This is a genomic window from Comamonas sediminis (assembly GCF_041107495.1).
GTDB classification, from domain to species: domain Bacteria; phylum Pseudomonadota; class Gammaproteobacteria; order Burkholderiales; family Burkholderiaceae_C; genus Comamonas; species Comamonas sediminis.
The window spans coordinates 465,805-491,637 of sequence record NZ_JBGBDC010000003.1 but is presented as its reverse complement, the minus strand read 5'-3'; the positions used below and the strand labels follow the sequence as shown (position 1 = coordinate 491,637).

The 25,833-nt window shown below is 64.3% G+C and carries 26 protein-coding genes; 13 read left to right on the top strand and 13 right to left on the bottom strand.

Features of this window, described 5'->3' with window-relative positions:
• Positions 1-24: 24 nt before the first annotated feature.
• Positions 25-870 (top strand): MurR/RpiR family transcriptional regulator, encoded by an 846-nt coding sequence (locus tag AB7A72_RS09840; RefSeq protein ID WP_133857719.1) that lies wholly within the window; start codon positions 25-27, stop codon positions 868-870.
• Positions 871-941: 71 nt separating this feature from the next.
• Here the strand turns inward: AB7A72_RS09840 and AB7A72_RS09835 are convergent, their stop codons facing one another.
• The 9 genes from AB7A72_RS09835 to AB7A72_RS09795 form a co-directional block, all read right to left on the bottom strand.
• Positions 942-2,819 (bottom strand): bifunctional metallophosphatase/5'-nucleotidase, encoded by a 1,878-nt coding sequence (locus tag AB7A72_RS09835; RefSeq protein ID WP_369459831.1) that lies wholly within the window; start codon positions 2,817-2,819, stop codon positions 942-944.
• A gap of 191 nt (positions 2,820-3,010) precedes the next feature.
• Positions 3,011-4,090 (bottom strand): ABC transporter ATP-binding protein, encoded by a 1,080-nt coding sequence (locus AB7A72_RS09830; protein WP_369459787.1) that lies wholly within the window; start codon positions 4,088-4,090, stop codon positions 3,011-3,013.
• Complete coding sequence (locus AB7A72_RS09825) at positions 4,087-5,085, bottom strand: ABC transporter ATP-binding protein (RefSeq protein ID WP_369459786.1); 999 nt, start codon at positions 5,083-5,085, stop codon at positions 4,087-4,089. Before AB7A72_RS09825 ends, AB7A72_RS09830 begins: the two co-directional genes overlap by 4 nt.
• Before the next feature lie 35 nt (positions 5,086-5,120).
• Positions 5,121-6,032 (bottom strand): ABC transporter permease, encoded by a 912-nt coding sequence (locus AB7A72_RS09820; RefSeq protein WP_239809381.1) that lies wholly within the window; start codon positions 6,030-6,032, stop codon positions 5,121-5,123.
• Positions 6,033-6,084: 52 nt separating this feature from the next.
• On the bottom strand, positions 6,085-7,659 hold the full coding sequence (locus AB7A72_RS09815) for an ABC transporter substrate-binding protein (protein ID WP_369459785.1): 1,575 nt from the start codon (positions 7,657-7,659) through the stop codon (positions 6,085-6,087).
• Positions 7,660-7,710: 51 nt separating this feature from the next.
• Entirely contained in the window at positions 7,711-8,928 is a 1,218-nt protein-coding gene (locus AB7A72_RS09810; RefSeq protein ID WP_239809383.1) for a M20 aminoacylase family protein, read from the bottom strand.
• A 1-nt stretch (position 8,929) separates the two neighbouring features.
• The gene (locus AB7A72_RS09805; RefSeq protein ID WP_133857713.1) at positions 8,930-9,910 is read right to left on the bottom strand and encodes an ABC transporter permease; all 981 of its coding nucleotides are present in this window, start codon (positions 9,908-9,910) and stop codon (positions 8,930-8,932) included.
• A gap of 246 nt (positions 9,911-10,156) precedes the next feature.
• The gene (locus AB7A72_RS09800) at positions 10,157-11,737 is read right to left on the bottom strand and encodes an ABC transporter substrate-binding protein (RefSeq protein WP_312527423.1); all 1,581 of its coding nucleotides are present in this window, start codon (positions 11,735-11,737) and stop codon (positions 10,157-10,159) included.
• Between the two features lie 552 nt (positions 11,738-12,289).
• Positions 12,290-13,345 (bottom strand): porin, encoded by a 1,056-nt coding sequence (locus AB7A72_RS09795; RefSeq protein ID WP_239809385.1) that lies wholly within the window; start codon positions 13,343-13,345, stop codon positions 12,290-12,292.
• Positions 13,346-13,669: 324 nt separating this feature from the next.
• Between AB7A72_RS09795 and coq7 the strand changes: the two genes are divergently transcribed.
• Positions 13,670-14,290, top strand: a complete 621-nt coding sequence (gene coq7, locus AB7A72_RS09790; protein ID WP_239809386.1) for a 2-polyprenyl-3-methyl-6-methoxy-1,4-benzoquinone monooxygenase — start codon at positions 13,670-13,672, stop codon at positions 14,288-14,290.
• A gap of 42 nt (positions 14,291-14,332) precedes the next feature.
• Here the strand turns inward: coq7 and AB7A72_RS09785 are convergent, their stop codons facing one another.
• The 3 genes from AB7A72_RS09785 to AB7A72_RS09775 all read right to left on the bottom strand — a co-directional run bounded on the left by AB7A72_RS09785 (position 14,333) and on the right by AB7A72_RS09775 (position 15,887).
• Entirely contained in the window at positions 14,333-14,773 is a 441-nt protein-coding gene (locus tag AB7A72_RS09785; protein WP_239809387.1) for a DNA-binding protein, read from the bottom strand.
• A complete protein-coding gene (locus AB7A72_RS09780; RefSeq protein ID WP_312412328.1) occupies positions 14,739-15,338 on the bottom strand; it encodes a MarR family transcriptional regulator in 600 nt (199 codons plus the stop codon). Before AB7A72_RS09780 ends, AB7A72_RS09785 begins: the two co-directional genes overlap by 35 nt.
• 99 nt (positions 15,339-15,437) lie before the next feature.
• Entirely contained in the window at positions 15,438-15,887 is a 450-nt protein-coding gene (locus AB7A72_RS09775) for an OsmC family protein (RefSeq protein WP_369459784.1), read from the bottom strand.
• Positions 15,888-16,355: 468 nt separating this feature from the next.
• Here AB7A72_RS09775 and ilvA point away from each other — a divergent pair, with 468 nt between their 5' ends.
• The 3 genes from ilvA to AB7A72_RS09760 are packed head-to-tail and all read left to right on the top strand — an operon-like array spanning position 16,356 to position 19,365.
• Entirely contained in the window at positions 16,356-17,924 is a 1,569-nt protein-coding gene (gene ilvA, locus AB7A72_RS09770) for a threonine ammonia-lyase, biosynthetic (RefSeq protein WP_239809390.1), read from the top strand.
• A 23-nt stretch (positions 17,925-17,947) separates the two neighbouring features.
• Positions 17,948-18,784, top strand: a complete 837-nt coding sequence (cobS, locus tag AB7A72_RS09765) for an adenosylcobinamide-GDP ribazoletransferase (protein ID WP_369459783.1) — start codon at positions 17,948-17,950, stop codon at positions 18,782-18,784.
• Complete coding sequence (locus AB7A72_RS09760) at positions 18,781-19,365, top strand: histidine phosphatase family protein (RefSeq protein WP_369459782.1); 585 nt, start codon at positions 18,781-18,783, stop codon at positions 19,363-19,365. Before cobS ends, AB7A72_RS09760 begins: the two co-directional genes overlap by 4 nt.
• Before the next feature lie 46 nt (positions 19,366-19,411).
• Here the strand turns inward: AB7A72_RS09760 and AB7A72_RS09755 are convergent, their stop codons facing one another.
• Positions 19,412-20,005 carry a type II secretion system protein N gene (locus tag AB7A72_RS09755; protein ID WP_369459781.1) on the bottom strand — a complete coding sequence of 198 codons (594 nt, stop codon included), beginning with the start codon at positions 20,003-20,005 and terminating at the stop codon, positions 19,412-19,414.
• 61 nt (positions 20,006-20,066) lie between these two features.
• On the opposite strand from AB7A72_RS09755, the gene gspG reads away from it, so the two are divergent.
• The 8 genes from gspG to gspN all read left to right on the top strand — a co-directional run bounded on the left by gspG (position 20,067) and on the right by gspN (position 25,832).
• Positions 20,067-20,525, top strand: coding sequence for a type II secretion system major pseudopilin GspG (gspG, locus tag AB7A72_RS09750; protein ID WP_312833986.1), 459 nt, complete (start codon positions 20,067-20,069; stop codon positions 20,523-20,525).
• 54 nt (positions 20,526-20,579) lie between these two features.
• On the top strand, positions 20,580-21,029 hold the full coding sequence (locus AB7A72_RS09745) for a pilus assembly FimT family protein (RefSeq protein WP_369459780.1): 450 nt from the start codon (positions 20,580-20,582) through the stop codon (positions 21,027-21,029).
• The gene (gene gspI, locus AB7A72_RS09740; protein WP_239809395.1) at positions 20,995-21,420 is read left to right on the top strand and encodes a type II secretion system minor pseudopilin GspI; all 426 of its coding nucleotides are present in this window, start codon (positions 20,995-20,997) and stop codon (positions 21,418-21,420) included. Before AB7A72_RS09745 ends, gspI begins: the two co-directional genes overlap by 35 nt.
• Entirely contained in the window at positions 21,420-22,127 is a 708-nt protein-coding gene (locus AB7A72_RS09735) for a prepilin-type N-terminal cleavage/methylation domain-containing protein (RefSeq protein WP_369459779.1), read from the top strand. Before gspI ends, AB7A72_RS09735 begins: the two co-directional genes overlap by 1 nt.
• A complete protein-coding gene (gene gspK / locus AB7A72_RS09730) occupies positions 22,124-23,131 on the top strand; it encodes a type II secretion system minor pseudopilin GspK (RefSeq protein WP_312412294.1) in 1,008 nt (335 codons plus the stop codon). The genes AB7A72_RS09735 and gspK overlap by 4 nt, the downstream gene beginning before the upstream one ends.
• Before the next feature lie 72 nt (positions 23,132-23,203).
• A complete protein-coding gene (gene gspL / locus AB7A72_RS09725; RefSeq protein WP_369459778.1) occupies positions 23,204-24,457 on the top strand; it encodes a type II secretion system protein GspL in 1,254 nt (417 codons plus the stop codon).
• Positions 24,454-25,008: a type II secretion system protein GspM gene (gene gspM / locus AB7A72_RS09720; protein ID WP_312833992.1), complete on the top strand. Its 555-nt coding sequence runs from the start codon at positions 24,454-24,456 to the stop codon at positions 25,006-25,008. Before gspL ends, gspM begins: the two co-directional genes overlap by 4 nt.
• Before the next feature lie 14 nt (positions 25,009-25,022).
• Entirely contained in the window at positions 25,023-25,832 is an 810-nt protein-coding gene (gspN, locus tag AB7A72_RS09715) for a type II secretion system protein N (RefSeq protein WP_369459777.1), read from the top strand.
• Position 25,833: the final 1 nt, after the last annotated feature.

Below are 25,833 nucleotides of genomic sequence, written 5' to 3'. Positions count from 1 at the left end.
CTTCACCCGCTTCAAGGTAACGCCATGCTAGACCGCATCACCGCCTCCCTCCCCTCGCTGGCACCGGCCGAGCAGCGCGTGGCGCGCCTGGTGCTGGCCGATCCGCGTGCCTTTGCCTCGCGCCCGGTGCGCGAGCTGGCCGAACTGGCCCATGTCAGCAAACCCACGGTGGTGCGCTTTTGCCGCAGCATGGGCTATGACGGCCTGGCCGATTTCAAGCTCAAGCTGGCCGGCAGCGTCAGCGAGGGGGTGCCCTTCATCCACCGCAGTGTCGATGCCGATGACAAGACCAGCGATGTGCTGGTCAAGGTGGTGGACAACTCGGTCGCCGCCTTCCTGGCTTACCGCAATGCCGCCAGCACCACGGCGCTGGAGGCCGCATCCAGCGCCATCGTGGCGACCTGGCAGGCAGGCAAGCGCATCGAGTTCTATGGCGTGGGCAACTCCGGTATCGTCGCGCAGGATGGGCAGCACAAGTTCTTCCGCCTGGGTGTCACCAGCCTGGCGACCAGCGATGGCCATATGCAGGTGATGAGTGCGACGATGCTGGGCGCGGGCGACTGCGCCATCGTCATCTCCAACTCCGGCCGCACGCGCGACCTGATGGATGCCACCGACATTGCCAAGCGCAATGGCGCCACGACGATTGCCATCACCGCCAGCGGCTCGCCACTGGCCCGTGCGGCCAATATCCACCTGGCCGCCGACCACCCTGAGGGCTACGACCGCTACAGCCCCATGGTTTCGCGCCTGCTGCACCTGCTGATTCTGGATGTGCTGGCCACCAGCGTGGCACTGCGCATTGGCGAGCCACTGCAGCCGGTGCTGCAGCAGATGAAGGACAACCTGCACGCCAAGCGCTATACCTGACGGCGCATTTACCTGGCCAGAACGAAAAGAGGGGCAGCCTAGACTGCCCCTTCGTCATGCGGCGTCAGCGTTTAACGCGCATCAACAAAGCTCTTGGTGCTGTACAGGTCGGTGGACAGGCGCTTGAGTGCGGGCAGACCGGTGCTGGCATCCTTGGGCTGTGATTCGATGTAGTTGAAGAACACATCGGCATCGAGCACGCCGATATCGAGGCGGCGCGCTGCAGGCACCGAGGCCAGGGTCTTGTAGCCGTCACCGCCGTTGGCGTTGAAGCTCAGCACGAACAGGCGGTAGGTCTTGCCCGGGTCCAGCGCAGCCCATTGGCCGGTCGTGGTGTCGCGCACCTCGATACCCGAAACACGGCTGCCCAAGGTGGCCTTGGCATTCACGTCAAAGCGCATGCCACCGGTATAAGGGTAAGGACCGGTCGAGCCGCCAGCGCCGTACACGGCTTCCAGGCCGTCTTCCAGCATGCCCTTGACTTCCGTGCCGGTGACATCCAGGCGGAACAGCATGTTGCCAAACGGCAGCACCTGGATCGCATTGGCAGCGGTCACTTCACCATTGAGCGGAATGCGCACGCCACCGCCGCTTTGCAGCGAGATGTCGGCACCGCCGTAGTGTGCATTGGCCACTTCCAGATAGGACTGGGCCACCAGCTGCTGGATGTCACCGCCGCGCAGGCTGACACTGCCTTCGGCATTGCAGGCTGCGCTGGAGCGGCTGTAGTCGGAGCTGCCTTCGCCACCGGGCACCCGGCGCGAGCACAGCTCCTGTGGGGCATAGGCGACCTTGGTCACGTTGAAGCTGGCGACCTTGTCGCTGAAAGGCTTGAGCACGGCGGCGGCCTGCGCAGAAGGCGCCGTGATGCGCAGGAAGCCGGCGGCATTCACGCTGCTGATGATGGACGCGCGCTGGGTTTGGGTCGCGGCAGTGCCGGCGATCTTGAAGTCATCGCCGATCAGCACATGGGGCGTGCCTTCGCACTGGCGGACCACGCCGTCCTTGTCGAACTTCACCTTCAGCTCGCCCACGACCTGCGAGTACTCCCAGGCCTGCACGATGCAGACGGGCTTGCCGTCGAGGTCGGTGGTGTTGGTGGGGTAGGCGCCACCTGGCGTGCCCACGCCGATGGTCTTCATCGCGTCCGGGCCCAGCAAGGTGTGCGAGTCACCGCCGACGATCACGTCCACACCGCGCAGCTTTTTGGCGATGCTGCGGTCGTTGTCGTAGCCGATGTGGCTCAGCAGCACGATGCGCTTGACGCCCTGGGCCTGCAGCTTGTCGATTTCGCGCTGGGCCGCCACGGCTTCGTCTTCGAACAAGGTGTCCTTGTCGGGGCTGGACGAGGCCTTGGTCTTTTGCGCAATGGTCAGGCCGACGATACCGATCTTCTGGCCGCCCCGCTCCACCACGGTGGAGGGCGAGACCATGTTCGGTGCGCGGCTGGGGTTCAGCGCCGAGTTGGCGCCGAACTGCACGTTCGCGCTCAGCACCGGCGTGGTGCATCGGCCCGTCTTGAGGCGGTCCAGGATGCCCTTGAGGCCCGTGTCGCCCTTGTCGAATTCGTGGTTGCCCAGGGTGTAGGCATCAAAGCACACGGTGTTGAGCATGGCCATGTCGGCCTCGCCATCGGCACCTGCGCGGTTGAAGTACAGGGTACCGGTCACCGCATCGCCCGCGTGCAGCTTCAGCACATGGGTCGACTGGGCAGCGATCGCGTCGATGGCGGCCGTCACGCGGGGGAAACCTGCGGCGTCCACGGTCACTGCCGTGGTCTTGCCGTCCACCGGCAATTGCAAGGTGGCCGTCTTGCTGGCCAACGTGGAGTGGTGGTCGTTGATGTGCAGGATCGTCAGCACATCGTCTTTGTCGCTGTCGTTGTCGCTGGAGCCGCCCCCGCAAGCCACCAGCACGGCGGCAGTCACACCGCACACCGCCCATACCATCACCTGACGTGCACCCTCTCGCACTGACAATGCAACCATTTCTGCGCTCTCCGTATGAACAAAGGGCTCTATGGTTTGTCCGCCAGATGACGTAGGTGTGACTTTCTGTAATAGCAAAGGGGCTTAGCCAGCGGGTGCGCCCCACAGCAAAACCGGCGCCTGAGACGCCGGTTTTGCAAAAGACCGGTGTTTTACAGCACCGGAATGCGCCCTTCCTCGACCGCATGGCAGGCCACCTTCACGCCGGCATCATCGATCAGCTGTGGGCGCTCGCTGCGGCATCGCTCATTGGCCAGCGGGCAGCGCGGGTTGAAAGCGCAACCGGTCGGAGGGTTCAGCGGATTGGGCACCTCGCCCTGCACGGGCGTACGCGCCTTGCCGGTGTCATGCATCTTCGGGATGGCATCGAGCAGCATGCGCGTATAGGGGTGGCGCGGCTTGGCAAACAGGGTTTGCTTATCGGCCAGTTCGACCAGCCTGCCCAAATACATGACACCCACCTGGTCGCTGACATGGCGCACCACGGCCAGGTTGTGCGAGATGAACAGATAGGTCAGACCGCGCTTTTTCTGCAGGTCCTTCATGATGTTGAGCACCTGGGCCTGCACCGAGACGTCGAGCGCCGAGGTGGGCTCGTCGCAGACCAGAAACTCCGGCTCGGTCGCCAGTGCGCGGGCGATGGAGATGCGCTGGCGCTGCCCGCCCGAGAACTGGTGCGGGTACTTGAGCATGTCCATCGGCGCCAGCCCCACCTGCACCAGCAGCTCGGCCACACGGGCCTTGAGTTGCTCGGTATTGGTGATCAGGCCATGCTCCTTGAGCGGCTCGCCGATGATCTGCTCGACCGACCAGCGCGGGTTCAGGCTGGCATAGGGGTCCTGGAAGATCATCTGCACGCGGCGGCGCATCGCGCGCGCGTTCGGGTCGCGGAAGGCGGCATGCGCATCCTGGCCATCAAAGGTGAAGGTGCCACGCGTGGGGCCGTACAAACCCACCAGCAGGCGCGCCACCGTGCTCTTGCCGCAGCCGGACTCGCCCACCAGGGCCAGGGTCTTGCCCTTTTCAATGTCAAAGCTCACGCCATCGACGGCGCGCAGCAGGCTGCGCGGCTTGCGCTCCAGCACCCGGTTGAGCCACGGTGCGGACACATCAAAGGTCTTGGCCAGGTCACGGGCCTGCACCAGCGGCTGCTTGTCGCCTGCGCCTGCGTGGTCTTGTGCACTCTGCAGCGGCGCTGCATCGTTGTTCGTCATGGTTGCCATCTCGCTCATACCGTGTCCTCGGTGGCAGCCACTTGGGGCTGGTTATCGGCTGCATGCAGCCAGCAGGCGGCCTGGGTGGCGCCAGCGGCCATCAGCTCGGGGCGCTGCTCCATGCAGCGGTCAAACACCTGGGGGCAGCGCGGGTTGAACGCGCAGCCCTTGGGAATGGCATTGAGCCGGGGCATGGCGCCGTCGATCTGGTTGAGGCGTTCGCGGTCGGCGTCCATATCGGGGATGGACGCCATCAGGCCCCGGGTATAGGGGTGCGCCGGGTGGTTGATCACCTCATGCACCGGGCCGATTTCCGCAACACGGCCGGCATACATCACCGCAACCCGGTCACAGGTCTCTGCGATCACGCCCATGTCATGGGTGATCAGCATCACCGCAGCACCGCGGGTGCGGCAGATGTTTTTGAGCAGGCTGATGATCTGCGCCTGGATCGATACGTCCAGCGCCGTCGTGGGCTCATCGGCGACGATCAGCTTGGGCTCGGCCGCCAGCGCCAGCGCAATCACCACGCGCTGGCGCATGCCGCCGGAGAACTGGTGCGGAAAGTGGTCAATCCGCTCTTCGGCTGCCGGAATGCCGGTGTCCTTGAGCAGCTGGATCGCGCGCTGGCGCGCCTCCGCCGCCGAAAGCTGGAGGTGGGTCTGGATGGTCTCGATCAGCTGGCGGCCCACGGTGTAGAGCGGGTTCAGCGACGTGAGCGGATCCTGGAAGATCGCGCCGATGCGGCGCCCCCGGATGTGGCACATCTTGTCGGCAGACAGGTTGTCGATGCGCTCGCCTTCGAGCACGATCTCGCCCGAGGCCACATGACCTGGCGGCTCCAGCAGGCCGATGATGGACGCGCCGGTCAGCGACTTGCCCGCGCCCGATTCGCCGACCACGCCCAGGATCTCGCCGGGGGCGATGGAAAAGGAGATGTTGTCCAGCGCCCGCAGCACACCATGGCGATTGGGAAACTCGACCACCAGATTTTTAACTTCCAACAATGACATCGTGGTTGTTCCTTGTTCGTCTTGTGTCCGCACCATCAACGCAGGCGCGGGTTGAGCGCATCGCGCAGCCAGTCGCCCAGCAGGTTGACCGACAGCGCGATCAGCACCAGCATCAGGCCCGGGAAGATCGTGATCCACCACTCACCGGAGAACAGGTAGTCATTGCCCACGCGGATCAGAGTGCCCAGCGATGGCGAGGTGGGCGGTGCGCCCACGCCCAGGAAGGACAGGGTCGCCTCGGTGATGATGGCCGTCGCCACCTGGATAGTGGCCAGCACCATGACGGGGCCCAGCACATTGGGCAGCACATGCTTGACCATGATGCGCAGCGGCGCCACGCCGGTAACGCGGGCGGCCTGCACATATTCCTTGTTGCGCTCCACCATCGTGGAGCCGCGCACCGTGCGCGCATACTGCACCCAGCCTGTCAGCGAGATCGAGAGGATCAGCACGCCAAAGGCCAGCGATTCGTTGGCATTGGGAAACACCGCGCGGCCGACACCTGCGATCAGCAAGGCCACCAGAATGGCCGGGAAGGACAGCATCACATCGCACAGGCGCATCAGCACCGAATCGATCCAGCCGCCCTTGAAGCCGGCAAGCAGGCCCAGGCCCACACCGACCACCACGGACAAGGCCACCGAGGCCAGGCCGACGATCAGCGAAATGCGCGCGCCATACATCAGCGCCGACAGAATGTCGCGGCCCTGGTCGTCGGTGCCCAGGATGTACTTCCAGCCGCCCTCTTCGCTCCAGACCGGCGGAATGCGCGCATCGCTCAGCTCCAGGGTGGTCAGGTCAAAGGGGTTGTGGGGCGCCACCCAGCCGGCAAACAGCGCGCAGAACACGCATACCGCCGCAATGAGGGCCGCCACGATGGCCGTGGGCGAGTTGCGAAAGCTGTAGCCCACATCGCTGTCCATCCAGCGCCTGATTCGGTTTTTCATCGTCATCTTCTCTCTCTAATCGCTGGCCGCTGCAGCGCAGCGGCCCGGGCATTTACTTCTTCACCGTCATCCACTTGAAGGGCATGAAGCCATCGGCCATCTGCACCAGCTCCACGTTCTTGCTGACACCCCAGTTCATGAACTGCTGGTGCAGCGGCAGGTAGCCCACGTCTTCGGCTACGGTCTGCAGCGCTTCGTGGATCGCCTGGTTGCGCTTGGCCGTATCGGTCTCGGACTGCACCTGGCGGGTCAGCGCATCGACCTTGGGGTTGCAGTAGTTGCCGTAGTTGAACGCGCCCGCACCCTTGCCGTCATTGCAGTTCATCAGGGCCAGCAGCGGGTTGTGTGCGTCGTAGGTCGATGGCGTCCAGCCGAGAATGTAGAAGGCGGTTTCATGGCGCATGATGCGCGGGAAATAGGTGCCCTTGGTCTCGGCATTGAGCTGCACCTTGATGCCGATCTTGGCCAGGTTGGCAGACACGGCCTGGCAGATGCGGCTGTCGTTGATGTAGCGGTCGTTCGAGCAGTTCAAGGTCAGCGAAAAGCCATCCGGGTAGCCCGCCTCGGTCAGCAGCTTCTTGGCGGCGGCAGGATCGTAGGGCAGGCGCTTGATGTCTTCGGCGTAGCCATTGACGCCCTTGCCGATCAAGGTGGCCAGATTGCTCGATGCCCCGCGCATCACCTGCTTGTGCAGGCCTTCGATATCGATGGCTTGGTAGAAGGCCTGGCGCACGCGCTTGTCCTTGAACGGGTTCTTGCCCTTGACGCTGGCGTTCAGCAGCTCATCGCGCTTCTGGTCCATGCCCATGAAGATGGCGCGCAGCTCTGGCCCGGACACCACGCGGGTGCTGCCCGTGTTGGCCACGCGGTCCAGATCCTGCACCGGCACCGGATCGATCACATCGACCTGGCCCGACAGCAGCGCCGCCACGCGGGTGGCGTCGTTGGCGACTGGCGTGTAGACCACCTCCTGCACATTGCCGTCGATCTTGTCCCAGTAGTTGGCGCTGCGGTTGAAGACGGTGCGCACATTGGGTTGGCGCTCGCGCACGCGGTACGGCCCGGTGCCATTGGCCTTGAACGATGCCGTGTTCTCGATGCCCTTGCGGCGGTCCACCGGGTTGACGGCATTGTTGGCCTCGGACCAGGCCTTGCTCATGATGTAGACCTGCGAGATCATGCTCGGCAGGATCGGGGCCGGATCCTTGGTCTCGATATCGACCGTGTAGTCGTCGACCTTGCGGGTCTCCTTGATCGGGTTGGTGTAGGACTTCATGTCCGAGCCCTCGAGCTGCGTGCGCATCATCGAGAACACCACATCATCGGCCGTGAACGGCGTGCCATCATGGAACTGCACACCCTTGCGCAAGGTAAAGCGCCAGACCGTGGGCGAGGTCTGCTCCCATTGGGTGGCCAGGACCGGGCGCAGGCTCAGATCCTTGTTGCGGCCGGCCAGCGGCTCGTAGACATTGCCGGTCACGCTCAGCTGTACCGTCTCGTTGAAGGAATGCGGGTCCATGGACAGCGCATCGCCCTGGGAACCGATGCGCACGGTCTGCGCGCCGGCGGAAACATAGGCGGCAGCCAACATCGATACCCACAAGGTCTTGCTCATCGTGTGCTTCATGTTTTCCCCTTTTTGTGAAATCCGGCTCTGGAGGAGCCGGGTGCCGAGGCCTCAGCCCAATGCAAGTGGCATGCCACGCTCGACGATGCCGGCATGCAGCGCTGCCCCCAGCGGCAGCACATCGTCATTGAAGTCATAGCGGTTGTTGTGCAGTGGGATGATGTCGTCACCGACGGCCTGTCCCAGGCGCAGATAGGCCCCCGGCTTTTGCTGCAGCATGAAGGAGAAGTCCTCGGCGCCCATGCTCGGATCCATGTCGCGCACCACCAGCGCTTCGCCGACCAGCTCGGAGGCGACATCACCGGCAAAGAGGGCCTCTTCGGGCGTATTGATGGTGGCGGGGTACGAGCGCTCGTACTGCAGCTGCGCGTTCACGCCAAAGGCTAGGCCCAGCGCCTGGCACAGCTCGCCCAGCCGGCGCTCGACCATGTTCTGCACATCGGGGTTGAAAGTGCGCACCGTGCCCACCAGGGTCGAGGAGCCCGGCGTCACGCTGAACGCAGCCAGGTCACCGGATTGCACTGCACAGATGCTGATGACGGCGGAATCGATCGCGCGCACATTGCGCGAGACGATGGACTGGATCGCGGTGATCAGGTGGGCCGACGCCAGCACCACATCGTTGGTCTGGTAGGGGTGCGCGCCATGCCCGCCCTTGCCGGTGATATTGATCTGGATGCGGTCGGCCGCCGCCATCATCGCGCCCGGGTTGATGCCGATCATGCCCTGGCGCATCGCCGGCCAGTTGTGCATCGCATAGACCGAATCGACCGGAAAGCGCTCGAACAGGCCGTCCTGGATCATTTCGCGCGCACCGGCATAACCTTCCTCGCCCGGTTGGAAGATCAGCACGGCGGTGCCGTCAAAGTTGCGGGTCTCGGCCAGATAGCGGGCCGCGCCCACCAGCATCGCCGTGTGGCCGTCATGGCCGCAGGCATGCATCAGCCCCTGCTTGCCCGAACGCCAGCTGCAGTTGCCCTGCTCGGTGATCGGCAGCGCATCCATGTCGGCCCGCAGGCCGATCATGCGGCCGCTGCCGTGCTTGTGGCCACGGATCACACCGACCACGCCGGTCTTGCCGATGCCTTGGTGGATCTCGTCCACTCCGCAGAGGCGCAAGGCCTCACTCACGCGGGCGGCGGTGTATTTTTCTTCGAAACCCAGCTCCGGGTTGGCATGCAGGTCACGGCGGAAGGCCGTCAGCTCCGGATGGATCTGGGCCAGGTGAGAAAAGGCGCGCGAGCTCGCGCTGTAAGGCAGACGTGGCATCTCAGTGCCCTCCCGATTTCTCGACGCGCAGGCGCGGGTCGACAGCGAAATACAACAGATCGACCACGAGGTTGATCACGACAAAAATCAGCGCAATCAGGCACAGGTAGGCGGCCATGACGGGGATATCGGCAAAGGTGACCGCCTGGATGAACAGCAGCCCCATACCGGGCCACTGGAACACGGTCTCGGTGATGATCGCGAAGGCAATCAGGCCGCCCAGCTGCAGACCGGTGATGGTCATCACCGGCACCAGCGTGTTCTTCAGTGCGTGGCCAAAGTAGATGGTGCGGTTGCTCAGACCCCGGGCCTTGGCAAACTTGATGTAGTCGGTGCGCAGCACCTCCAGCATCTCGGCACGCACCAGGCGCATGATCAACGTGAGCTGGAACACCGCCAACGTGATGGCCGGCAGGATGATGTGGTGCCAGCCCTTGGCGCTCAGCAGGCCGGTGCTCCAAAAGCCCAGCTGCATCGTCGTGCCACGGCCAAAGCTCGGGAACCAGCCCAGGTGCACCGAGAAGATCAGGATCAGCAAGATGCCGATCAGGAAGGTGGGCAAGGACACGCCCAGCAGGGACAAGGTCATGAACACCTGGCTCATGAAGCTGCCACGGCGCAGCGCCGCATACACGCCCATCGGCACGCCGATGACCAGGGCCAGCAACGCGGCGACCATGGCCAGTTCAAAGGTCGCCGGGAAGCGCTCGGCAATCAGTGAGGAGACCTTGGCACCCTGGCGCAGGCTGATGCCGAACTCGCCCTGGGCGGCATTCACTAGAAAGTGCCAGAACTGCACGAAAAAGGGTTTGTCCAGCCCCAGTGCGCTGCGCAACTCGGCAATTTGCTGGGGGGTGGCATCCTGGCCCAGCAGGAAGGTGACCGGGTCACCGACATACTGGAACAACATGAAGGAGATGAACGCCACGGCGATCATCACGATCACCGCCTGTATCAATCGGCGCAATATGAATGCAAACATGGCTGACTCTCATCGTGACAAACAGAGGGAAGGTGCCCAGGACCCTTTGCAAAACGCTCCGCCATGGTCTGAACGCAAGCCCGGGCGAGCCGCTGGCGTCTCGTCCCGATCCGTGTCCATCCCATTTTGGCGAGGGCTCTGCAGAGGATCCCCAGCACCCGTGTTGTCTGCCTATTCTTCTTTCGCTTTTTATGGAACAGCCTGCCACCCCTTCGGGCGGCAGGCCTGCAAACGGCTCGCCGCTGGTCAGCGGACCGTCACCAGCTTGATGTCGACCCGGTTGTCAGCACGGTGCACCAGGTCGATGTTCTTCTTCATCGCCCAGGGGATCACCTGGTCATACAGCGGCAGGTGGGAGACCGTGTCGTTGGACAGCTGCAAGCCCTCGGTCAGCATGCGGGTGCGCACGGGCTGGTCGGTTTCCGTTTTGACGCGATCGACCAGGTAGTCCATGCGCTCATTGCTGTAGCGGCCGACATTGTAGTTTCCGTCGCCGCCCTTGCCGACGGTGCGCACCAGCGACTGCAGGCTGTAGAGCGAGTCGAAGGTAGGCACGCCCCAACCCAGCATGTAGATGCTCGCTTCGTTGCGCTGGATCATCGGGAAGTAGGTGACCATCGGCAAGGTGCGCAGCTTGGCCTTGACCCCCACCTTGGCCCACATCGCGGTGACCGCCTGGCAGATCGCCTCGTCGCTGATATAGCGGTTGTTGGGGCAGGCAAAGTCCACCTCAAAACCATCGGGGTAACCCGCTTGGACCAGCAGCTTCTTGGCGGCCTCCTGGTCATAGGGCAGACGCTGACCGACTGCCTCGGTCCAGCCGTTGACCTGAGGTGCCACCAGGGTGCCGGTGGGTTTGCCCAGGCCACGCAGGATGGTCTTGGTGATCGCCTGGATATCGATGGACTGGTACAGCGCCTGGCGCACCTTCTGGTCCTTGAGCGGGTTCTTGCCTTTGACGTTCGACCCGGGCAGCTCGTCGCGGAACTGGTCCATGCCGAAGAAAATCGTACGGTTCTCCAGGCCTTCGAGGATCTTCAGATCCGGGCTGGCGCGCAGGCGGTTCAGGTCCTGGGGTGTGGGATCGAGCACCATGTCCACTTCACCCGACAGCAGCGCCGCCATGCGGGTAGGCGCCGACTTGATCGGGGTATAGGTGATCGAGGTCACATTGCCCGGCATCTGTCCCCACCAGTTGGGGTTCTTCTTGAGCACCATGCGTACATCGGGCTGCCAGGATTCGAGGATGAAAGGCCCCGTGCCCATCGCATTGCGGTGGGCAAAATTCTCGTCGGACTTCTTGATGTCCATTGGTTCAGTGGACTTGTTCTTCTCGGACCAGGCCTTGCTCATCATGCGCAGCTCGGTCATCTGGCGCAGCAGCACCGGGTTGGGGTCCACCATGAAGACGTCGATGGTCGCGTCATCGACCTTGACGACCTTCTCGATGCCCTGCACAAAGGGGCCATAGTTCGAGGTCTTGGCCATCGCACGCGTGATCGAGAACACCGCATCATCGGCGGTGAAGCTCGATCCGTCCTGGAACTTCACGCCCTGGCGCAATGCAAAGCGCATCTGCTTGGGGGTGATTTCTTTCCACGAGGTAGCCAGCAGCGGCTCGACCTGGAAGGTCTTGCTGTTATAGGTGACCAGGGTCTCGTAGACGTAAGGGTGAATGGCGTTGTGCAGGCCATTGTTTTGCGCATGGATATCCCAGCTGGCGACGTCGGCCTGGCTGGCCCATTTGAAGGGCTTGGCCTGGGCCACGCCAGCTGACAAAACGGTGGCTACCGCTATCGCAACCAGAGCAAGAGAAGGCTGTTTCATAAGTCCTCGCAGAATAGTAGTGCCCCACTATGCCGCAAGGAACCGATCTTCCGCATGGTGCTTCCCCCAAGCAGGGGATATTCCCGAGTCCGGCTTATTTCTGCTAGGTGACCGGCAAAAGCAGGTGTTTTGTCGGGCAAAACACGGCTTCTTCTGGCAAAACTGAAAATGCCTGCACAGCAGGGCGATGAGCGACGCCAACGCAGGCTGCTGGTGGAACGCGGTACAGCGGCATCTTGGGGGCTATCAACAGCGATACAGCGTGCGGCCTGTAGGAAGGCTGCAACAAGGTACCTGGCAGTACCTTCTCAACGTTGGCAGAAAGGAACAAAGCCCAGGATCAAGCGCCAATCTGACGCCTTGCGCCCAGCCCCAGCGCGCTGCGGGGGCATTCAAGCTGCAGCGGCGAGCACCATTGGTGCTCCCGCAACGATGGCGGTGCGCGGCCTTGGCCAGTGCGGTGCGCGTGGCTCGCGCAGGCATAAAAAAAGCCCGTCTTTCGACGGGCTTTTTGCTTTTCAGGTTGAGTAGCTAGGAAACCCTAGCCATTCATTAGAAAGCGTGACGCACACCAACGGTGATAGCGTTTTGGTTCTTGCCAGCGCGGGCTGGGTCGATGCCCAGGCCGTTAGCCGACAGGCTCATGGTTTCGCTCTTCTGGTTCTTCAGGAAAGCGTAGGTGCCGTACAGAGCGGTGCGCTTCGACAGGTTGTGGACATAGCCCAGCGACAGCTGGTGAGCCTTGCCTTCGATTTCCTTGTTGTCGTAGTAGTTGTAAGCCAGACGTGCTTCGCCAGCAGCGCCGACAGCAGCCGTTGCGCCCAGACCAGCGGACTGGAACTTAGCCTTGCTGCCACCACCCACTGGGGTGCTTTGCACTTGACGGATCAGACCCGACAGCTTGAAAGCGCCGAAGTTGTAAGCAGCGCCCAGACCCAGACCTTGAGCCTTTTCGAAGCTGGTCGTTGGATCGTTTTGCTGGTCGTAAGCAATACCGGCGCTCAGAGGGCCGTTGTTGTAACCAGCGGACACGCCGATGTAACGCTTAGCGGAGCTGTCGCCAGCGGTTTCGCCGAAGCCGTAGTTCACGCCAGCGGTGAAGCCGGACATGTTAGGGGTGTAGTACGAAACCATGTTGCCCACGCGAACTGGGTCGCCGAAGCCGTAGGTGCCGTTGCCGAAGCTGAAGTTTTGGCCGATACCAACTTGGCCGAACACGTCGTAGCCAGACACGGTGTTGTAAGCTGCGGTCAGTTCACGACCCAGACGCACTTCACCGAAGTTGCCCATCAGGGACACGGTGGAACGACGCTTGAACTCGAAGCCAGGACCTGCAGCGCCGCCGCCGGAAGCGGTACCGCTGTCGTTCTGGATTGCGCCTTCCAGCCAGAAACCAGCCTTCAGACCGCCACCCAGATCTTCCACGCCGCGGAAGCCCAGACGGCTGGTGGCGTTACCGGAGTTGGTCAGACCGTAGTTGCTTTCGCCACCGCTGGTCTTAGCGTAGGTCACGCCAGCATCAACGATACCGAACAGGGTCACGGAAGATTGAGCCATTGCGGCGCCGGAAGCGGCCAGCACTGCCAAGGCAACAAGAGATTTTTTCATTGCGAGTTACTCCAAGGTTTAACAGACGGCGCTGGTACGGGGGGGTTGATGTCAGCCTCACGGTTCTGCACAACTTCTACCTGCTCCCGCGCCAACCTCCTAGTGTGGAAGTTCTCTCTATTTCAACAGACCGCAGGCGGTTGCGCAAACAAATTCCCCCACTTGAGGACCTATTCGCTGTAAATCGTTGCTTGAGTGCAACGTTTAACGAATGTCAGCCGCCGTCCAATTTTTCGACAAAAAATTTGCTGCAAAACAAGCCGTTTCAGAGGAGATTCGCCATGTTTGCAGCGGGGTGTATTCTACTGGTTAGCATGACACCCTATGCAAGAACGACTCCTTTGCGCAGCAGATACTGCGCTGCGCACCCTGTTTGCAACACCCCGTGCGGCCACCCCTTCGCCTGCCACGGGCATGGACGAGCCCGATCTCAGTCCTGAGGAGAAGAAGCTCTCCGCTTCCTATATGCGTGTCAACCATGTGGGCGAGGTCTGCGCACAGGCGCTCTACACCGCCCAGGCCATGGTCACCCGCGACGCGCATCTGCGCGAACACCTGCTGGACGCCGCCCAGGAAGAAATGGACCACCTAGCCTGGACCCACCAGCGCCTGCAGGATCTGGGCGAGCGCCCCAGCCTGCTCAACCCGCTGTGGTTTGCCGGCGCTTTCGTGATTGGCACCGTGGCCGCCACGGTCAGCGACCGCGCCAGCCTGGGTTTTGTCGAAGAGACCGAGAACCAGGTGTCCTTGCACCTGCAATCGCACCTGGAGCTGTTGCCCGCACACGACGCACCTTCGCGCGCCGTCGTCAGCCAGATGAAAGCCGACGAAGAGCGCCATGCCGCCGCGGCGGTGGACGCCGGCGCCCTGCCCGTGCCCCTGCCCGCCCGGATGCTGATGAAGATCGCCTCCAAGGTGATGACGGTGACGGCGCACCATATATAGAGAAGGATGGAAGGCCGCCTCTGAGGCGGCCGGCAAGCATTCTTAAGCCAACCAGTCAGGCCGCTGCGCCAGCAGCCAGGCATGCACATGGCCCCGCAAGGCCATGGCATTGGTCAGACAGCTGTCTACCGCTGCCTGGGTCACCAAGTCTCCTGAGTAGTCCGTCAAATTGCGCTGCTTGCGCAAGGCGTCCAGCGGCCAGATCTTCTGACTGGGCCACTGCACAGTAAGCGCGAGCGTCTGGATGGCGGTCTGGTGGTGGCCGGGTTTGCTGGTCAGTGGGCGGTAGCCATTGGCAATCAGGCCCAGCATGGCCAACTGCATGATAGCCTTATAGGCAGCATCAAACTGGTTTTCTTCGCTTAAGCCGGTGAGGTGTGCGTCGGCAATGTTGCGGTCGGCCGCAGCGAGCAAAGACCGCACTTGCTGCGCATTGGGCTCGACGGTCTCAAGACTGATGCCGACCAAGTTTTGCAAGCTCATCGTCGCTCCCCATCACAAAGATCTTGGGTTTGGACAGCACATCGCGCATGAACGCCTCTTGGGAGCGCGCTGCGAACTCTTGCTGGTCCAGCACGTGCGGATTGATCTCTCTGCCCAACTCGGCTTGAAGCGGCCACAGCAACTGCACCGCCTCGTCAAATCCTAGTTGACCGACCAGCATCAGGTCAATGTCGCTGCCCGCAGTCTCTTTTCCGCGCGCCACAGAACCATAGATAAAGGCCACATCGATCTTGTCTGCAACAGGCGCCAGGGCGGTTGCCAACACATCGGCCACGCCTGATGTCTTGCGCAAGATACTGGCCAGCTCTGTAAAAACAGGGCAGCCCTTGTCTGCGCGGTACAGCTGTTGGTTGCCCCGTTTTTCTCGTTGCAACAAGCCCACCGACGTGAGCTTGCCAAGTTCTCGGGTGATGGTGCCCGCCGGAAGCCCCGTGCGTCTGGCAATTTCTCGCCCGTGCAGCTGCGTATCAGGGTGCAGCAGCAACAGCCCCAGGACACGTCGCCGGTACTCCGGCAACAGCAAGGCAATCAGAGATTGATTCATATAAGGCGTCAATTGTCGCCTTTTTTACATCGAACTACAAGGCCAGTTGACATCCTGCACAGCTGCCCCAGGGGCATTGCGGAATGTCAACACCCCTGCTTAGCCTTCCACCATGTCAAACCCCGTGGTGATCTCGGCCGTCTTGCCCAGCATGATGCTGGCCGAGCAGTATTTCTCGTGGCTCATCGCGATCGCGCGTTCCACGGCCGCTGGCGGAATGCCCTTGCCGGTGACGGTGAACTGCATATGGATCTTGGTGAACACCTTGGGCTCGGTGTCGGCGCGCTCGGCCTTCAGGGCCACGGTGCAGTTTTTCACATCGTGGCGGCCGCGCTTGAGGATCAGCACCACGTCATAGGCCGTGCAGCCGCCGGTGCCGGCCAGCAGCAGCTCCATCGGGCGGGCCGCGAAGTTCTGGCCGCCGTTGGCCGGGTTGGCCGCGTCGGGCGCGCCATCCATGGCCACCACATGGCCGCTGCCGGTCTCTGCCACAAAGCCCATTCCCGAGCGGGCGCCGCTCGCACCCGTCCACGTCACCGTGCATTCCATTGCATCTCTCCAAAAATCAGACGCCACAAGTGTGGCAGATCTGCCCTCACCCCTGCTATTTGTTGCTGTCTATCAACAGCATTGGAGAAAAAAATGGTTGCGGGCATTATTTTGCTGCATCGCAGCAGAAACATCGCTATACTTGGACCCATCTGCTGCTCCACAGCCAGGCGATGCCAAAACTGCTGGATGTAGCTTGCAAGTTGTCTCCTCCACCTCTCAAATGGTGGTTTCAAGCCCCTGATTCACATCAGGGGCTTTTTTTCTGCCCGTCGCTGGCGCAAATCCACTGCCGGTCCGCTCCAGTGAACGCCAGCGGTTATAGTGCATCGGTCTTTCGATCACCTGATGCCCGCCACCCCCGCCCATGCCGCCACCCGCGCATGTCTTGCGGGCTGGCGCATCAACCAGGCGCGCCATCCGCATGCGCTACCTTCTCGTTGCCTCATTTCTCTAGCGTGCATCCCTATGCCCACCAAGACTGCTGCCGCGCTGACGCCGGCCGATTACCTGAAGAAAATTCTCACTGCGCGTGTCTATGACGTGGCCATTGAATCCAGCCTGGACTCGGCCAAGAACCTCAGCCGCCGCCTGCACAACAAGGTGCTGCTCAAGCGCGAAGACCAGCAGCCGGTATTCAGCTTCAAGCTGCGGGGTGCCTATAACAAGATGGCCCATCTGACGGCCGAACAGCTCAAGGCGGGTGTCATTTGCGCCTCGGCAGGCAACCATGCCCAGGGTGTGGCGCTGTCGGCCAGCCGCATGGGCACCCGTGCCGTCATTGTGATGCCGACCACGACGCCGCAGGTCAAGGTCGATGCCGTCAAGGGCCTGGGGGGTGAGGTGGTGCTGATGGGTGAGAGCTTCAGCGATGCCTACGAGCACTCGTTGACGCTGCAAAAGGAACAAGGCCTGACTTTTGTCCATCCTTTCGATGACCCTGATGTGATCGCCGGCCAGGGCACGATCGCGATGGAGATCATGCGCCAGGTGCAGAAAATCGGCTCCTCGCCGCTCAATGCGGTCTTTGTCGCGATTGGCGGCGGCGGCCTGATCGCCGGGGTGGCCAACTACATCAAGGCCGTACGGCCCGAGATCAAGGTCATCGGCGTGCAGATGAACGATTCGGACGCGATGATCCAGTCGGCCCGCGAAGGCAAGCGCGTGGCACTGAACGATGTGGGCCTGTTTGCCGATGGCACCGCCGTCAAGCTGGTGGGCGAGGAAACCTTCCGCGTTGCCCATGGCCTGGTCGATGAATACATCACGGTCGACACCGATGCCGTCTGCGCTGCGATCAAGGACATCTTTGTCGACACCCGCTCCATCGTCGAGCCCTCGGGCGCACTGGCCGTGGCCGGCATCAAGCAGTATGTGGCCAGGAACAAGACCAAGGGCGAGACCTATGCCGCGATCCTGAGCGGCGCCAACATGAATTTCGACCGCCTGCGCTTCGTCGCCGAGCGCGCCGATGTGGGCGAGGAAAAGGAAGCGCTGTTTGCCGTCACCATTCCGGAGGAGCGCGGCAGCTTCAAGCGTTTCTGCGAAGTCATTGGCAACCTGCCCGGTGGCGCACGCAGCGTGACCGAATTCAACTACCGCATCAGCGATGACCGGCGCGCCCATGTCTTTGTTGGCATTTCAACCAACAGCAAGGGCGAGTCGGAAAAGATCTGCCGCAACTTCCAGAAAAACGGCTTTGAAGCGCTGGACCTGACCTTTGACGAGCTGGCCAAGGAGCATGTGCGCCATATGGTCGGCGGGCGCTCGCAGCTCGCGCAGGACGAGCGCCTGCTGCGCTTCATCTTCCCCGAGCGGCCCGGCGCACTGTTCAAGTTCCTGAGCCTGATGGCCCCGAACTGGAACATCTCGCTGTTCCACTACCGCAACCAGGGCGCAGACTATGGGCGCATCCTTGTCGGCATGCAGGTGCCCAAGGAAGATTCGCACAGCTTTGAGCAGTTCCTGAACAACCTGGGCTACCCCTGGATCGAAGAGACCCAGAACCCGGCCTACCGCTTGTTCCTGCAGGCTTAAAGCCCAACCACCCCACCCGCAGCATGCAAGCCTTGCGCCATTTTCTGTTGGCGGTGCAGTTTTTCACCCGCATTCCGATCACCGGCAAGCTGGGCGACTGGGTGGGTTACAGCCCCGAGATGCTGCGCGCCAGCGCCGGCCATTTCCCCGGTGTGGGCTGGATCGTGGGCCTGGTGGCCGCCGGTGTGCTGGCCGCCAGCAGCCTGCTGCTGCCGTCTGGCAACGGCTACAGCCCACTGGCCGCTGCGGTGCTCAGCACCTTGGCCACCGTGCTGCTCACCGGCTGCTTCCATGAGGATGGTTTGAGCGATGTGGTCGATGGCCTGGGCGGCAGCCACCAGCGTGAGCGCGCGCTGGAGATCATGAAAGACTCGCGCATCGGTGCCTATGGCGCAATGGCCATGGTGCTGGCCGTGCTCGGCAAGACGGCCCTGATCGCGCTGCTCGCCAGCCACAGCCTGGCGCTGGCCATGGCAAGCCTGGTGGCCGCCCATGTCATCGCCCGCCTCTGGCCCATGTTTGTGGTGCGCAGCCTGCCCCATGTGGGCGACAGCGCCTCGTCCAAAAGCAAGCCGCTGGCGGCCTTTATCAGCCGCAAAGGCCTGGCTTGCTGCGTAGCCTGGTCCTTGCCTGCCGCGTTGCTGCTGGGCCTGGCCCAAGGCTGGGTGGTGCTGCTGCTGGCGCTGGTGCTCAGCGCCGCCGCTGCGCTGTGGATGCGCCAGTGGCTGCAGCGCCGCCTGCAAGGCTTTACCGGCGATGGCCTGGGCGCTGCTGAACAGGTCAGCGAAATCGCGTTCTACCTGGGTGCAGCGCTGTCGCTGGGCCCTGCCGGCAGTTGGCTGGCCCAGGCGCTGGCATGAGCGCGCTGTGGCTGCAGCGCCATGCCCAGCCGCTGGTGGCGCCGGGCGTCTGCTACGGCCGCACGGACATGGCTGCCGACGACAAGGCCACCGCCGCCGCCGCACAAGCGCTGCAAAGCGCCTGGACGGCCGAGGCGCTGCCGGCCGGCACCGTCTGGCACTCCCCGCTGCAGCGCTGCACGCAGCTGGCCGCCGCCTTGCAGACGCAGGCACCGGCATTCCAGCTGCGCGCCTGCAACGATCTGGCAGAAATGGACTTTGGCGCCTGGGAAGGCCAGCGCTGGGATGGCATTGCCCGCGAGGAGATGCAGGCCTGGACGGCCGACTTCATGGCCTATGCGCCAGGCGGCGGCGAATCGCTGGCCACGATGATGGCGCGCATCACGCGTGCGTTGGATGCCGCGCGCCAGCATGCGCGGGAAACCGGCCAGCCCGTTCTCTGGATCAGCCACGCGGGTGTCGCGCAATGCGCGCATTGGCTGCTGACCAGGGGCCAACGGCTGCCGCTGGCCAAGGACTGGCCCTCGGTCAAACTCGCTTATGGGGAATGGCTCCGATTGCCGCTGTTCGGCGATCTTTGACCGCTACTGCCAGCGCCCAACAAACTTTTACGTAAAGCGCCTGCGATCAGTCGCGCAGCGAACCCGTGCTGCGGTCCACATTCGCCGCTGTGGCCGGCACAGGCGCTGGCACAGAAGCAGCCGCTTGCGGGGCCGCAGCCACGGTATTGGGTGCGGTAGCCGGGACCGGCGCAGCCACGGCATCCACCGGGCGCAACGCAGGCAGGTTGATGGTGACAGCGGCCGGGCCATCGACACCAGCGCCCAGGCTCACCGCACGCGGTGCATCGCTGCGCAGCGCCTGCAGCACCAGGCCATCGGCAACGGTCGCGCCCACACGGAACACCTTGGCTTGCTGGTCATCGACGGCGATGACGGCAGCGCCTCCGCCACTGTCCTTGCCCACCATCACGCCCAGCAGGCGCCAGCGGGTGGGGGCAGCGGGCGCCGCAACGGGCGCGCCATCCTGCACGCCCAAGAGGCGCGCCATCGCGGCGCCATCGACCTGCACCGGGGCAGGTCCACCGGCCTGGGGGGCCGACAGCACCTGGCGCGGCGCCGACAGCTTGAGCCCCCAGAACACCGCCAATGCCGCAGCGCCAGCCCACAAAAGGCCGGCCGCCAACCGAGGAGACCAGGGGTTGCGTGATAGTGTCACCATTCGCAGATTATGATGCACCCAGATGTCAGTTTCACCACTTTGCCCCCTGAGACCTGAGAGCATGATGTTTTCCTTACGCCCGCAGTCTGCTGCACGCCGCATCCAAGCCAACCTCCAGCGCGGCTTTACCCTGATCGAGCTGATGGTGGTGCTGGTCATCATCGGCGTGCTGGCTGCGCTGATCGTGCCCAACGTGATTGGCGCTGCCGACGAGGCCCGCGTGACCGCCGCACGCACCGATATCACCAACATCAGCGGCGCGCTCAAGCGCTACCGGCTGGACAACCAGCGCTACCCCACCGCCGAGCAAGGCCTGGCTGCGCTGATCAACCGCCCCACCTCCGGCCCCGCGCCGATGAACTGGAAGCCCTATCTGGAAAAGCTGCCCAATGACCCCTGGGGCCACCCCTACCAGTACCTGAACCCTGGCGTCAAAGGCGAGGTCGATGTGATGAGCTTTGGCGCCGATGGCCAGGCGGGCGGTGAAGGCAACAATGCCGACATCGGCAGCTGGCAATAAGCCCGCCTGATCCCTGCTTTCTGCCTTTTCCCGCTGCCCCGCTCTCCGGCCTCCATGCCCCGCCCCCTTGCATACCCCCTCCAGCCGCGCCGCCAGCGCGGCTTTACCTTGATGGAGCTGCTGGTCGTCATCACGTTGATGGCGCTGGCCAGCGCCGGCGTGGTGTTTGCGATGGGCGACAACAGCCAGGACCAGCTTCAGCGCGAAGGCCAGCGCCTGGCCGCGCAGCTGGAGGCCGCCCGGGCCCAGTCCCGCGCCAGCGGCCAGCCGGTGCGCTGGCGGGCTGACAGCCAGGGCTTTGTGATCGAAGGCCTGCAAGGCGGCACCCGCCAGGGCGCCTGGCTGCATCCGCCGGTGGCAGTGCGCAGCAGTGGCGATATCATCCTGGGGCCTGAGGCACTGATCGGCCCCCAGACGGTGGTGCTGGCCTACCCCAACCGCAGCGCGGGCAGCATTGCCGTGGCCACCGATGGTGTGCGCCCCTTTGCGCTGCAGGCCCCCTGAACCCTTTCCCGACAAGCACCGCGTGCGCAGCAAGTCCTCGCCCCACTCCGGCTTCACCCTGATCGAGGTGCTGGTCGCGCTCGCCATTGTCGCGATCGCCTTGCTCGCCGGCGGCAAGGCGATGAACGCGCTGACCCAGACCGCAGGGCGCCAAAGCGATGTGATGCTCGCGCAGATCTGCGCCGAAAACCAGCTGATCGCCGCGCGCCTCTCCCAGCAACTGCCCGGGCTGGGCACCACCAGCGTGGCCTGCGAGCAGGCCGGCCGCCTGTTTGATGTGCGCGTGGGCGTGTTTGCCACGCCGAACCCGGATTTCCGCCGCATCGATGCCCATGTGTTCTCCGGTGGCGCACCTTTGCTGCGCCTCAGCACCATCGTGGGGAGGTACTGATGCAGCGCTCCCCCCGTTTCAGTCAGCAGCGCAGCCAGGGCTTTACCCTGATCGAGCTGCTGATCGCCATCTCCATCCTGGCGGTGATGACCATTGCCAGCTGGCGCGGCATCGATGGCATGGTGCGCGCCCAGCAGCAGGCCCGCGATTACAGCGAAGAGGTGATGGTGGTGCAGGCTGCACTGTCGCAGTGGAACACCGACCTCCATGGCATCGAGCGCGTCTCCAGCACCACCCCATTGGACTGGGATGGCCGCGTGCTGCGGCTCACGCGCCGCAGCAGCGACATCAACGAGCAAGGCCTGCGCGTCGTCAGCTGGGCCCAGCGCCGCCTGGGCAACCGCGACTACTGGGTGCGCTGGCAATCCTCGCCAGTGCGTGATCTGCAGCAATGGCAGCAGGCCTGGGACATGGCCGCCCATGCCGTCACCAACAGCGCCATCACCAACAATTCCGGCGACGGCGGCCCGCAGCAAACCGTGCTGATGCCCATCAGCGGCTGGCAGCTGCTGTATTTCCGGGGCAACAGCTGGAGCAACCCGCTGTCCAGCCAGGGCGCCAATCCCCAGACCGATGCCAACAACCCCACGACGGTGGCGCTGCCCGATGGCATCCGCCTGCGCCTGGAGCTGCCTGCACCGGGCGCGCTGTCGGGCGTCATCACCAACGACTGGGTCAACCCCATCGTGTCGGGCAACAAATCATGAAGCCGCTCCGCATCCCCGCTCGCGGCCAGCGCGGTGCAGCACTGCTGGCCGCCATGCTCACCGTCACCCTGGTGGCCACCATTGCCGCCAGCGCCGTCTGGCAGCAATGGCGCAATCTGGAGGTCGAGGGCGCCGAGCGCACCCGCGTGCAGGCCGCCTGGTTGCTGCTGGGCGGTCTGGATTTTTCTCGCCAGGTGCTGCGCCAGGATGCGCGCGTGGGCGGTCCCGATTCGCTGTCCGAGCCCTGGTCGGTGCCGCTGGCCGAAGCGCGCCTGTCCACCTTTTTGCAGGCCTCCAACAACCAGAGCAATGCCGATGACAGCAGCATCGATGCCGCGCAGGCCTTTCTGTCGGGCGCGATTGTCGATGCCCAGGCGCGCCTCAACATCCGCAACCTGGTCTCCAACAACCAGATCAATACCGTTGCGCTGCGCCAGTTCCAGCGCCTGTTCGAGCGCCTGGGCCTGCCCGGTGCCGAGCTGACCGTCCTCAGCCAGCAGGCGCTGGCCGCGCTGCGCAGCGAGGGCAAGGCCGCCAATGCGCCGCTGCTGCCCCGCACCTACAAGGAGCTGGCCTGGTGGGGCCTGTCGCCGTCCACCCTGACCCAGCTGGAGCCCTATGTGGTGCTGCTGCCCCAGGAGAGCAGGGTCAACGTCAATACCGCCTCGGCCACCGTCATCTGGGCCGCCGTGGAGGGCCTGGATTTTGCAACGGCCCAGCAAATCACCCAGATGCGGCTGAACAAGGCTTTCGAGAGCACCGCCGAACTACAGCAGCGCTTCAGCAGCAACACCGCGCTCACCAATGCCAACGCACTGCTCGATGTCAAATCGGTGTATTTCGAAGTCTGGGCACGCCTGCGCTTTGACGACCTGGTGGTGCAGGAGAAATCCCTGGTCTACCGCCAGGGGCTGAATGTAACGACGGTGGTGCGCGAGCGCGGTGCCGCGCTGGCCACCAGCCTGATGGGCGATGGCAGCGGCAACCCGGTAGCGGCGCGCTAACAGAAACATGATGACAAACGTATTGCAGTTTGGTGAAGCCGAGCCCTCTACAATGCAGCGCACAACACGCTCATGAGTACCTTACTGATTTCACTGCCGCTGGCCGCTGGGCCGGACACGGCGCCCAGCGCAGCCGGAAGCTATAGCTACGCCCTGTCTCCGGATGGCGTGGCCATCAGCCAGCAAGGCAGCACCACCGCCGGCCTGCTGCCCCAACCTGGCCGCGCCGGTGAGGTGGTGGCCGTGGTACCGGCGGCCCTGCTGTCGTGGCAACGGGTCAGCCTGCCCCAAGGCGTGGGCCCGGGCTCGCCCCGGCTGCGTGCCGTACTCGAGGGCCTGCTCGAAGAGCGCCTGCTGGACGACCCGGCCCAATTGCACTTCGCGTTGCAACCCGATACCCGTGCCACCGGCCAGGGCGAACCGATCTGGGTTGCCTGCTGCCCACGCCAGTGGCTGCGCGAGCATCTGCAGGTGCTCGAAGCCGCAGGCCGCGCCGTAGCCCGCGTGGTGCCCAGCCATGCGCCGGGCGAGCCGTCGCCCGATGGCGCGCAGATCCTGGTCACCGGCAGCCCTGAGCTGGCGCAGGCCGTGGTCTATGGCACCGGCAGCGCCGATGCGGTGCTGGTGCTGCCCGTCTCGCGCGAGAGCGCAGCACTGCTGCCCTCGCTCGGCCCCGACAGCATCGTGCATGCCGAACCGGCCGTGGTCAGCACCGCCGAACACTGGCTGCAGCGCCCGGTGCAGCTCTACAGCCCTGCACAGACCATGCGCGATGCTGCACGCAGCGACTGGGACCTGGCGCAGCTCGAATTTGCCAACAGTGGGCGCAACCGCCTGCAACGGCGCCTGGGCAGTGGCCTCAATGATGTGCTCCATGCCCCAGCATGGCGCCCGGCGCGCTGGGCCGTGCTGGCGCTGGTGGTGCTCAGCCTGGTGGGCGCCAATATCTGGGCCTGGCAAGAGCGCCAGCAGCTGCAGGCCAAGGCCGCACTGGTGCGCAGCACCTTGACCCAGGCCTTCCCCAACGTGCAAGTCGTGGTCGATGCGCCCGTGCAGATGGCACGCGAAGTCGCCAACCTGCGCCAGGCCTCGGGCGGCTTGTCGCCGTCAGACGCCGAACCGCTGCTGGCCGCTGCCGGCCAGGCGCTGTCCAGCCTGCCCGCAGGTACGGTGCCGAGCACGGTCGAATACAGCGGCGGCGAGCTGCGCCTGCGCGGCCTGCCCACCGATGGCTTTGATGCCTTCCGCCAGAAACTGCAAGCCCAGGGCCTGCAGGCCCAGATGCAAAACGACCAGTGGGTCATCCGCGCGCAGGCCCAGCCATGAAGAAACACTCCTCCCGCCCGCCGGCATCTGCAGCGGCCTCGTCCTCCGCAGCCCAACTGCTGCGCCAACGCTGGCGCGCGCTGGATGCGCGTGAGCGCCGGGGCGTCAGCCTGGCCGCTGGCGTGGTGCTGATTGCGCTCCTGTGGTGGCTGGCCATTGCGCCGGTGCTGCAGACCTGGCGCAGCGCGCCCGCCGCACATGCGCAGCTGGACCAGCAGCTCGCCCGCATGCAGGCCTTGCAGGCCGAAGCGCGCCAGCTGCAATCGGCCACTACGATCACCGCCACGCAGGCACGCCAGCAGCTCGAAGCCTCGCTCACGCAGCAGCTGGGCACCAGCGCCAAACTGACGGTGCTCGGCGAGCGCGTGACGGTCACGTTGAGCCGCGCCTCGGCCGCCTCCACCCAGCGCTGGCTGGGCCAGGTGCGGGCCAATGCGCATGCGATTGCCACCGAGCTGCGCCTGACCCGCGACGAGCCGGCCAAGGGCGCAGGCCCCGCTGCCGCGCCCACCTGGTCGGGCAACATCGTCTTGCAATTGCCGGCCCAGTAAGCGGCACACAGCGCATGGCCCGGCAACGCCTGAACCCCACCCTGCCCCACGGCAGCGCCCGTGCGCCCTGGCGCTGGGCAGCAGTGGGCGCCTGCACGGGCGGCCTGGCCGCGCTGGTGCTGTTTGCGCCCGCACACTGGTTGGCGCAAGGCCTGGCCTGGGCCAGCCAGGGCCAGCTGCAGCTGCGCGAGCCGCGTGGCACGGTCTGGAACGGTTCCGCCCAGTGGGTGTTGACCGGCGGACAGGCCAGCCGCGACCAGATGGCCCTGCCCGGCCGGGTGGACTGGGCATTGCGCCCCGGCCTGCGGGGCTTGAACATGCGCTGGAATGCCAGCTGCTGCATGGCCGCGCCCCTGCCCATCCGCATCCAGCCCCATTGGGGCGGTGCCAAGGTACAACTGGGCGCGCATGAAAGCCGCTGGCCGGCATCGCTGCTGGTGGGTCTGGGTACGCCCTGGAACACCCTCCAGCCCCAGGGCCAGCTGCTGCTCAAGACCCATGATCTGTCGCTGGCACTCAATGCCGGGCGCCTGCAGGTCGAAGGCGGCGCCGATCTCGATGTGATGGCGGTGACCTCCCGCCTGTCGACGATACAGCCGCTGGGCAGCTACCGCCTGCAACTGCAAGGCGGTGACAGCACCAGCTTGCAGCTGGCCACCCTGGATGGCGCGCTCCAGCTCAAAGGCCAGGGCCAATGGGTGGGCCAGCGCCTGCGTTTTCAGGGGGAAGCCTGGGCCGCCGAAGGGCGCGAGGCGGCTCTCGCAAATCTATTGACTATGATCGGGCAGCGCAGCGGAAGCCGCGTGCTGCTCTCGGTTGGTTGAA

Bases quoted from the DNA above. Each gene is read 5' to 3' on its own strand.
- gspL (WP_369459778.1), top strand. From the start codon at position 23,204: ATGAGTACCTTACTGATTTCACTGCCGCTGGCCGCTGGGCCGGACACG.
- AB7A72_RS09785 (WP_239809387.1), bottom strand. From the start codon at position 14,773: ATGAGCTTGCAAAACTTGGTCGGCATCAGTCTTGAGACCGTCGAGCCC.
- AB7A72_RS09760 (WP_369459782.1), top strand. From the start codon at position 18,781: ATGAGCGCGCTGTGGCTGCAGCGCCATGCCCAGCCGCTGGTGGCGCCG.
- AB7A72_RS09840 (WP_133857719.1), top strand. From the start codon at position 25: ATGCTAGACCGCATCACCGCCTCCCTCCCCTCGCTGGCACCGGCCGAG.
- AB7A72_RS09795 (WP_239809385.1), bottom strand. From the start codon at position 13,345: ATGAAAAAATCTCTTGTTGCCTTGGCAGTGCTGGCCGCTTCCGGCGCC.
- gspI (WP_239809395.1), top strand. From the start codon at position 20,995: ATGGTGTGCGCCCCTTTGCGCTGCAGGCCCCCTGAACCCTTTCCCGAC.
- gspK (WP_312412294.1), top strand. From the start codon at position 22,124: ATGAAGCCGCTCCGCATCCCCGCTCGCGGCCAGCGCGGTGCAGCACTG.
- AB7A72_RS09755 (WP_369459781.1), bottom strand. From the start codon at position 20,005: ATGGTGACACTATCACGCAACCCCTGGTCTCCTCGGTTGGCGGCCGGC.
- AB7A72_RS09745 (WP_369459780.1), top strand. From the start codon at position 20,580: ATGCCCCGCCCCCTTGCATACCCCCTCCAGCCGCGCCGCCAGCGCGGC.
- gspM (WP_312833992.1), top strand. From the start codon at position 24,454: ATGAAGAAACACTCCTCCCGCCCGCCGGCATCTGCAGCGGCCTCGTCC.
- cobS (WP_369459783.1), top strand. From the start codon at position 17,948: ATGCAAGCCTTGCGCCATTTTCTGTTGGCGGTGCAGTTTTTCACCCGC.
- AB7A72_RS09805 (WP_133857713.1), bottom strand. From the start codon at position 9,910: ATGTTTGCATTCATATTGCGCCGATTGATACAGGCGGTGATCGTGATG.
- AB7A72_RS09810 (WP_239809383.1), bottom strand. From the start codon at position 8,928: ATGCCACGTCTGCCTTACAGCGCGAGCTCGCGCGCCTTTTCTCACCTG.
- AB7A72_RS09780 (WP_312412328.1), bottom strand. From the start codon at position 15,338: ATGAATCAATCTCTGATTGCCTTGCTGTTGCCGGAGTACCGGCGACGT.
- AB7A72_RS09830 (WP_369459787.1), bottom strand. From the start codon at position 4,090: ATGAGCGAGATGGCAACCATGACGAACAACGATGCAGCGCCGCTGCAG.
- AB7A72_RS09835 (WP_369459831.1), bottom strand. From the start codon at position 2,819: ATGGTATGGGCGGTGTGCGGTGTGACTGCCGCCGTGCTGGTGGCTTGC.
- coq7 (WP_239809386.1), top strand. From the start codon at position 13,670: ATGCAAGAACGACTCCTTTGCGCAGCAGATACTGCGCTGCGCACCCTG.
- AB7A72_RS09800 (WP_312527423.1), bottom strand. From the start codon at position 11,737: ATGAAACAGCCTTCTCTTGCTCTGGTTGCGATAGCGGTAGCCACCGTT.
- AB7A72_RS09775 (WP_369459784.1), bottom strand. From the start codon at position 15,887: ATGGAATGCACGGTGACGTGGACGGGTGCGAGCGGCGCCCGCTCGGGA.
- AB7A72_RS09825 (WP_369459786.1), bottom strand. From the start codon at position 5,085: ATGTCATTGTTGGAAGTTAAAAATCTGGTGGTCGAGTTTCCCAATCGC.
- AB7A72_RS09735 (WP_369459779.1), top strand. From the start codon at position 21,420: ATGCAGCGCTCCCCCCGTTTCAGTCAGCAGCGCAGCCAGGGCTTTACC.
- gspG (WP_312833986.1), top strand. From the start codon at position 20,067: ATGATGTTTTCCTTACGCCCGCAGTCTGCTGCACGCCGCATCCAAGCC.
- AB7A72_RS09815 (WP_369459785.1), bottom strand. From the start codon at position 7,659: ATGAAGCACACGATGAGCAAGACCTTGTGGGTATCGATGTTGGCTGCC.
- gspN (WP_369459777.1), top strand. From the start codon at position 25,023: ATGGCCCGGCAACGCCTGAACCCCACCCTGCCCCACGGCAGCGCCCGT.
- AB7A72_RS09820 (WP_239809381.1), bottom strand. From the start codon at position 6,032: ATGAAAAACCGAATCAGGCGCTGGATGGACAGCGATGTGGGCTACAGC.
- ilvA (WP_239809390.1), top strand. From the start codon at position 16,356: ATGCCCACCAAGACTGCTGCCGCGCTGACGCCGGCCGATTACCTGAAG.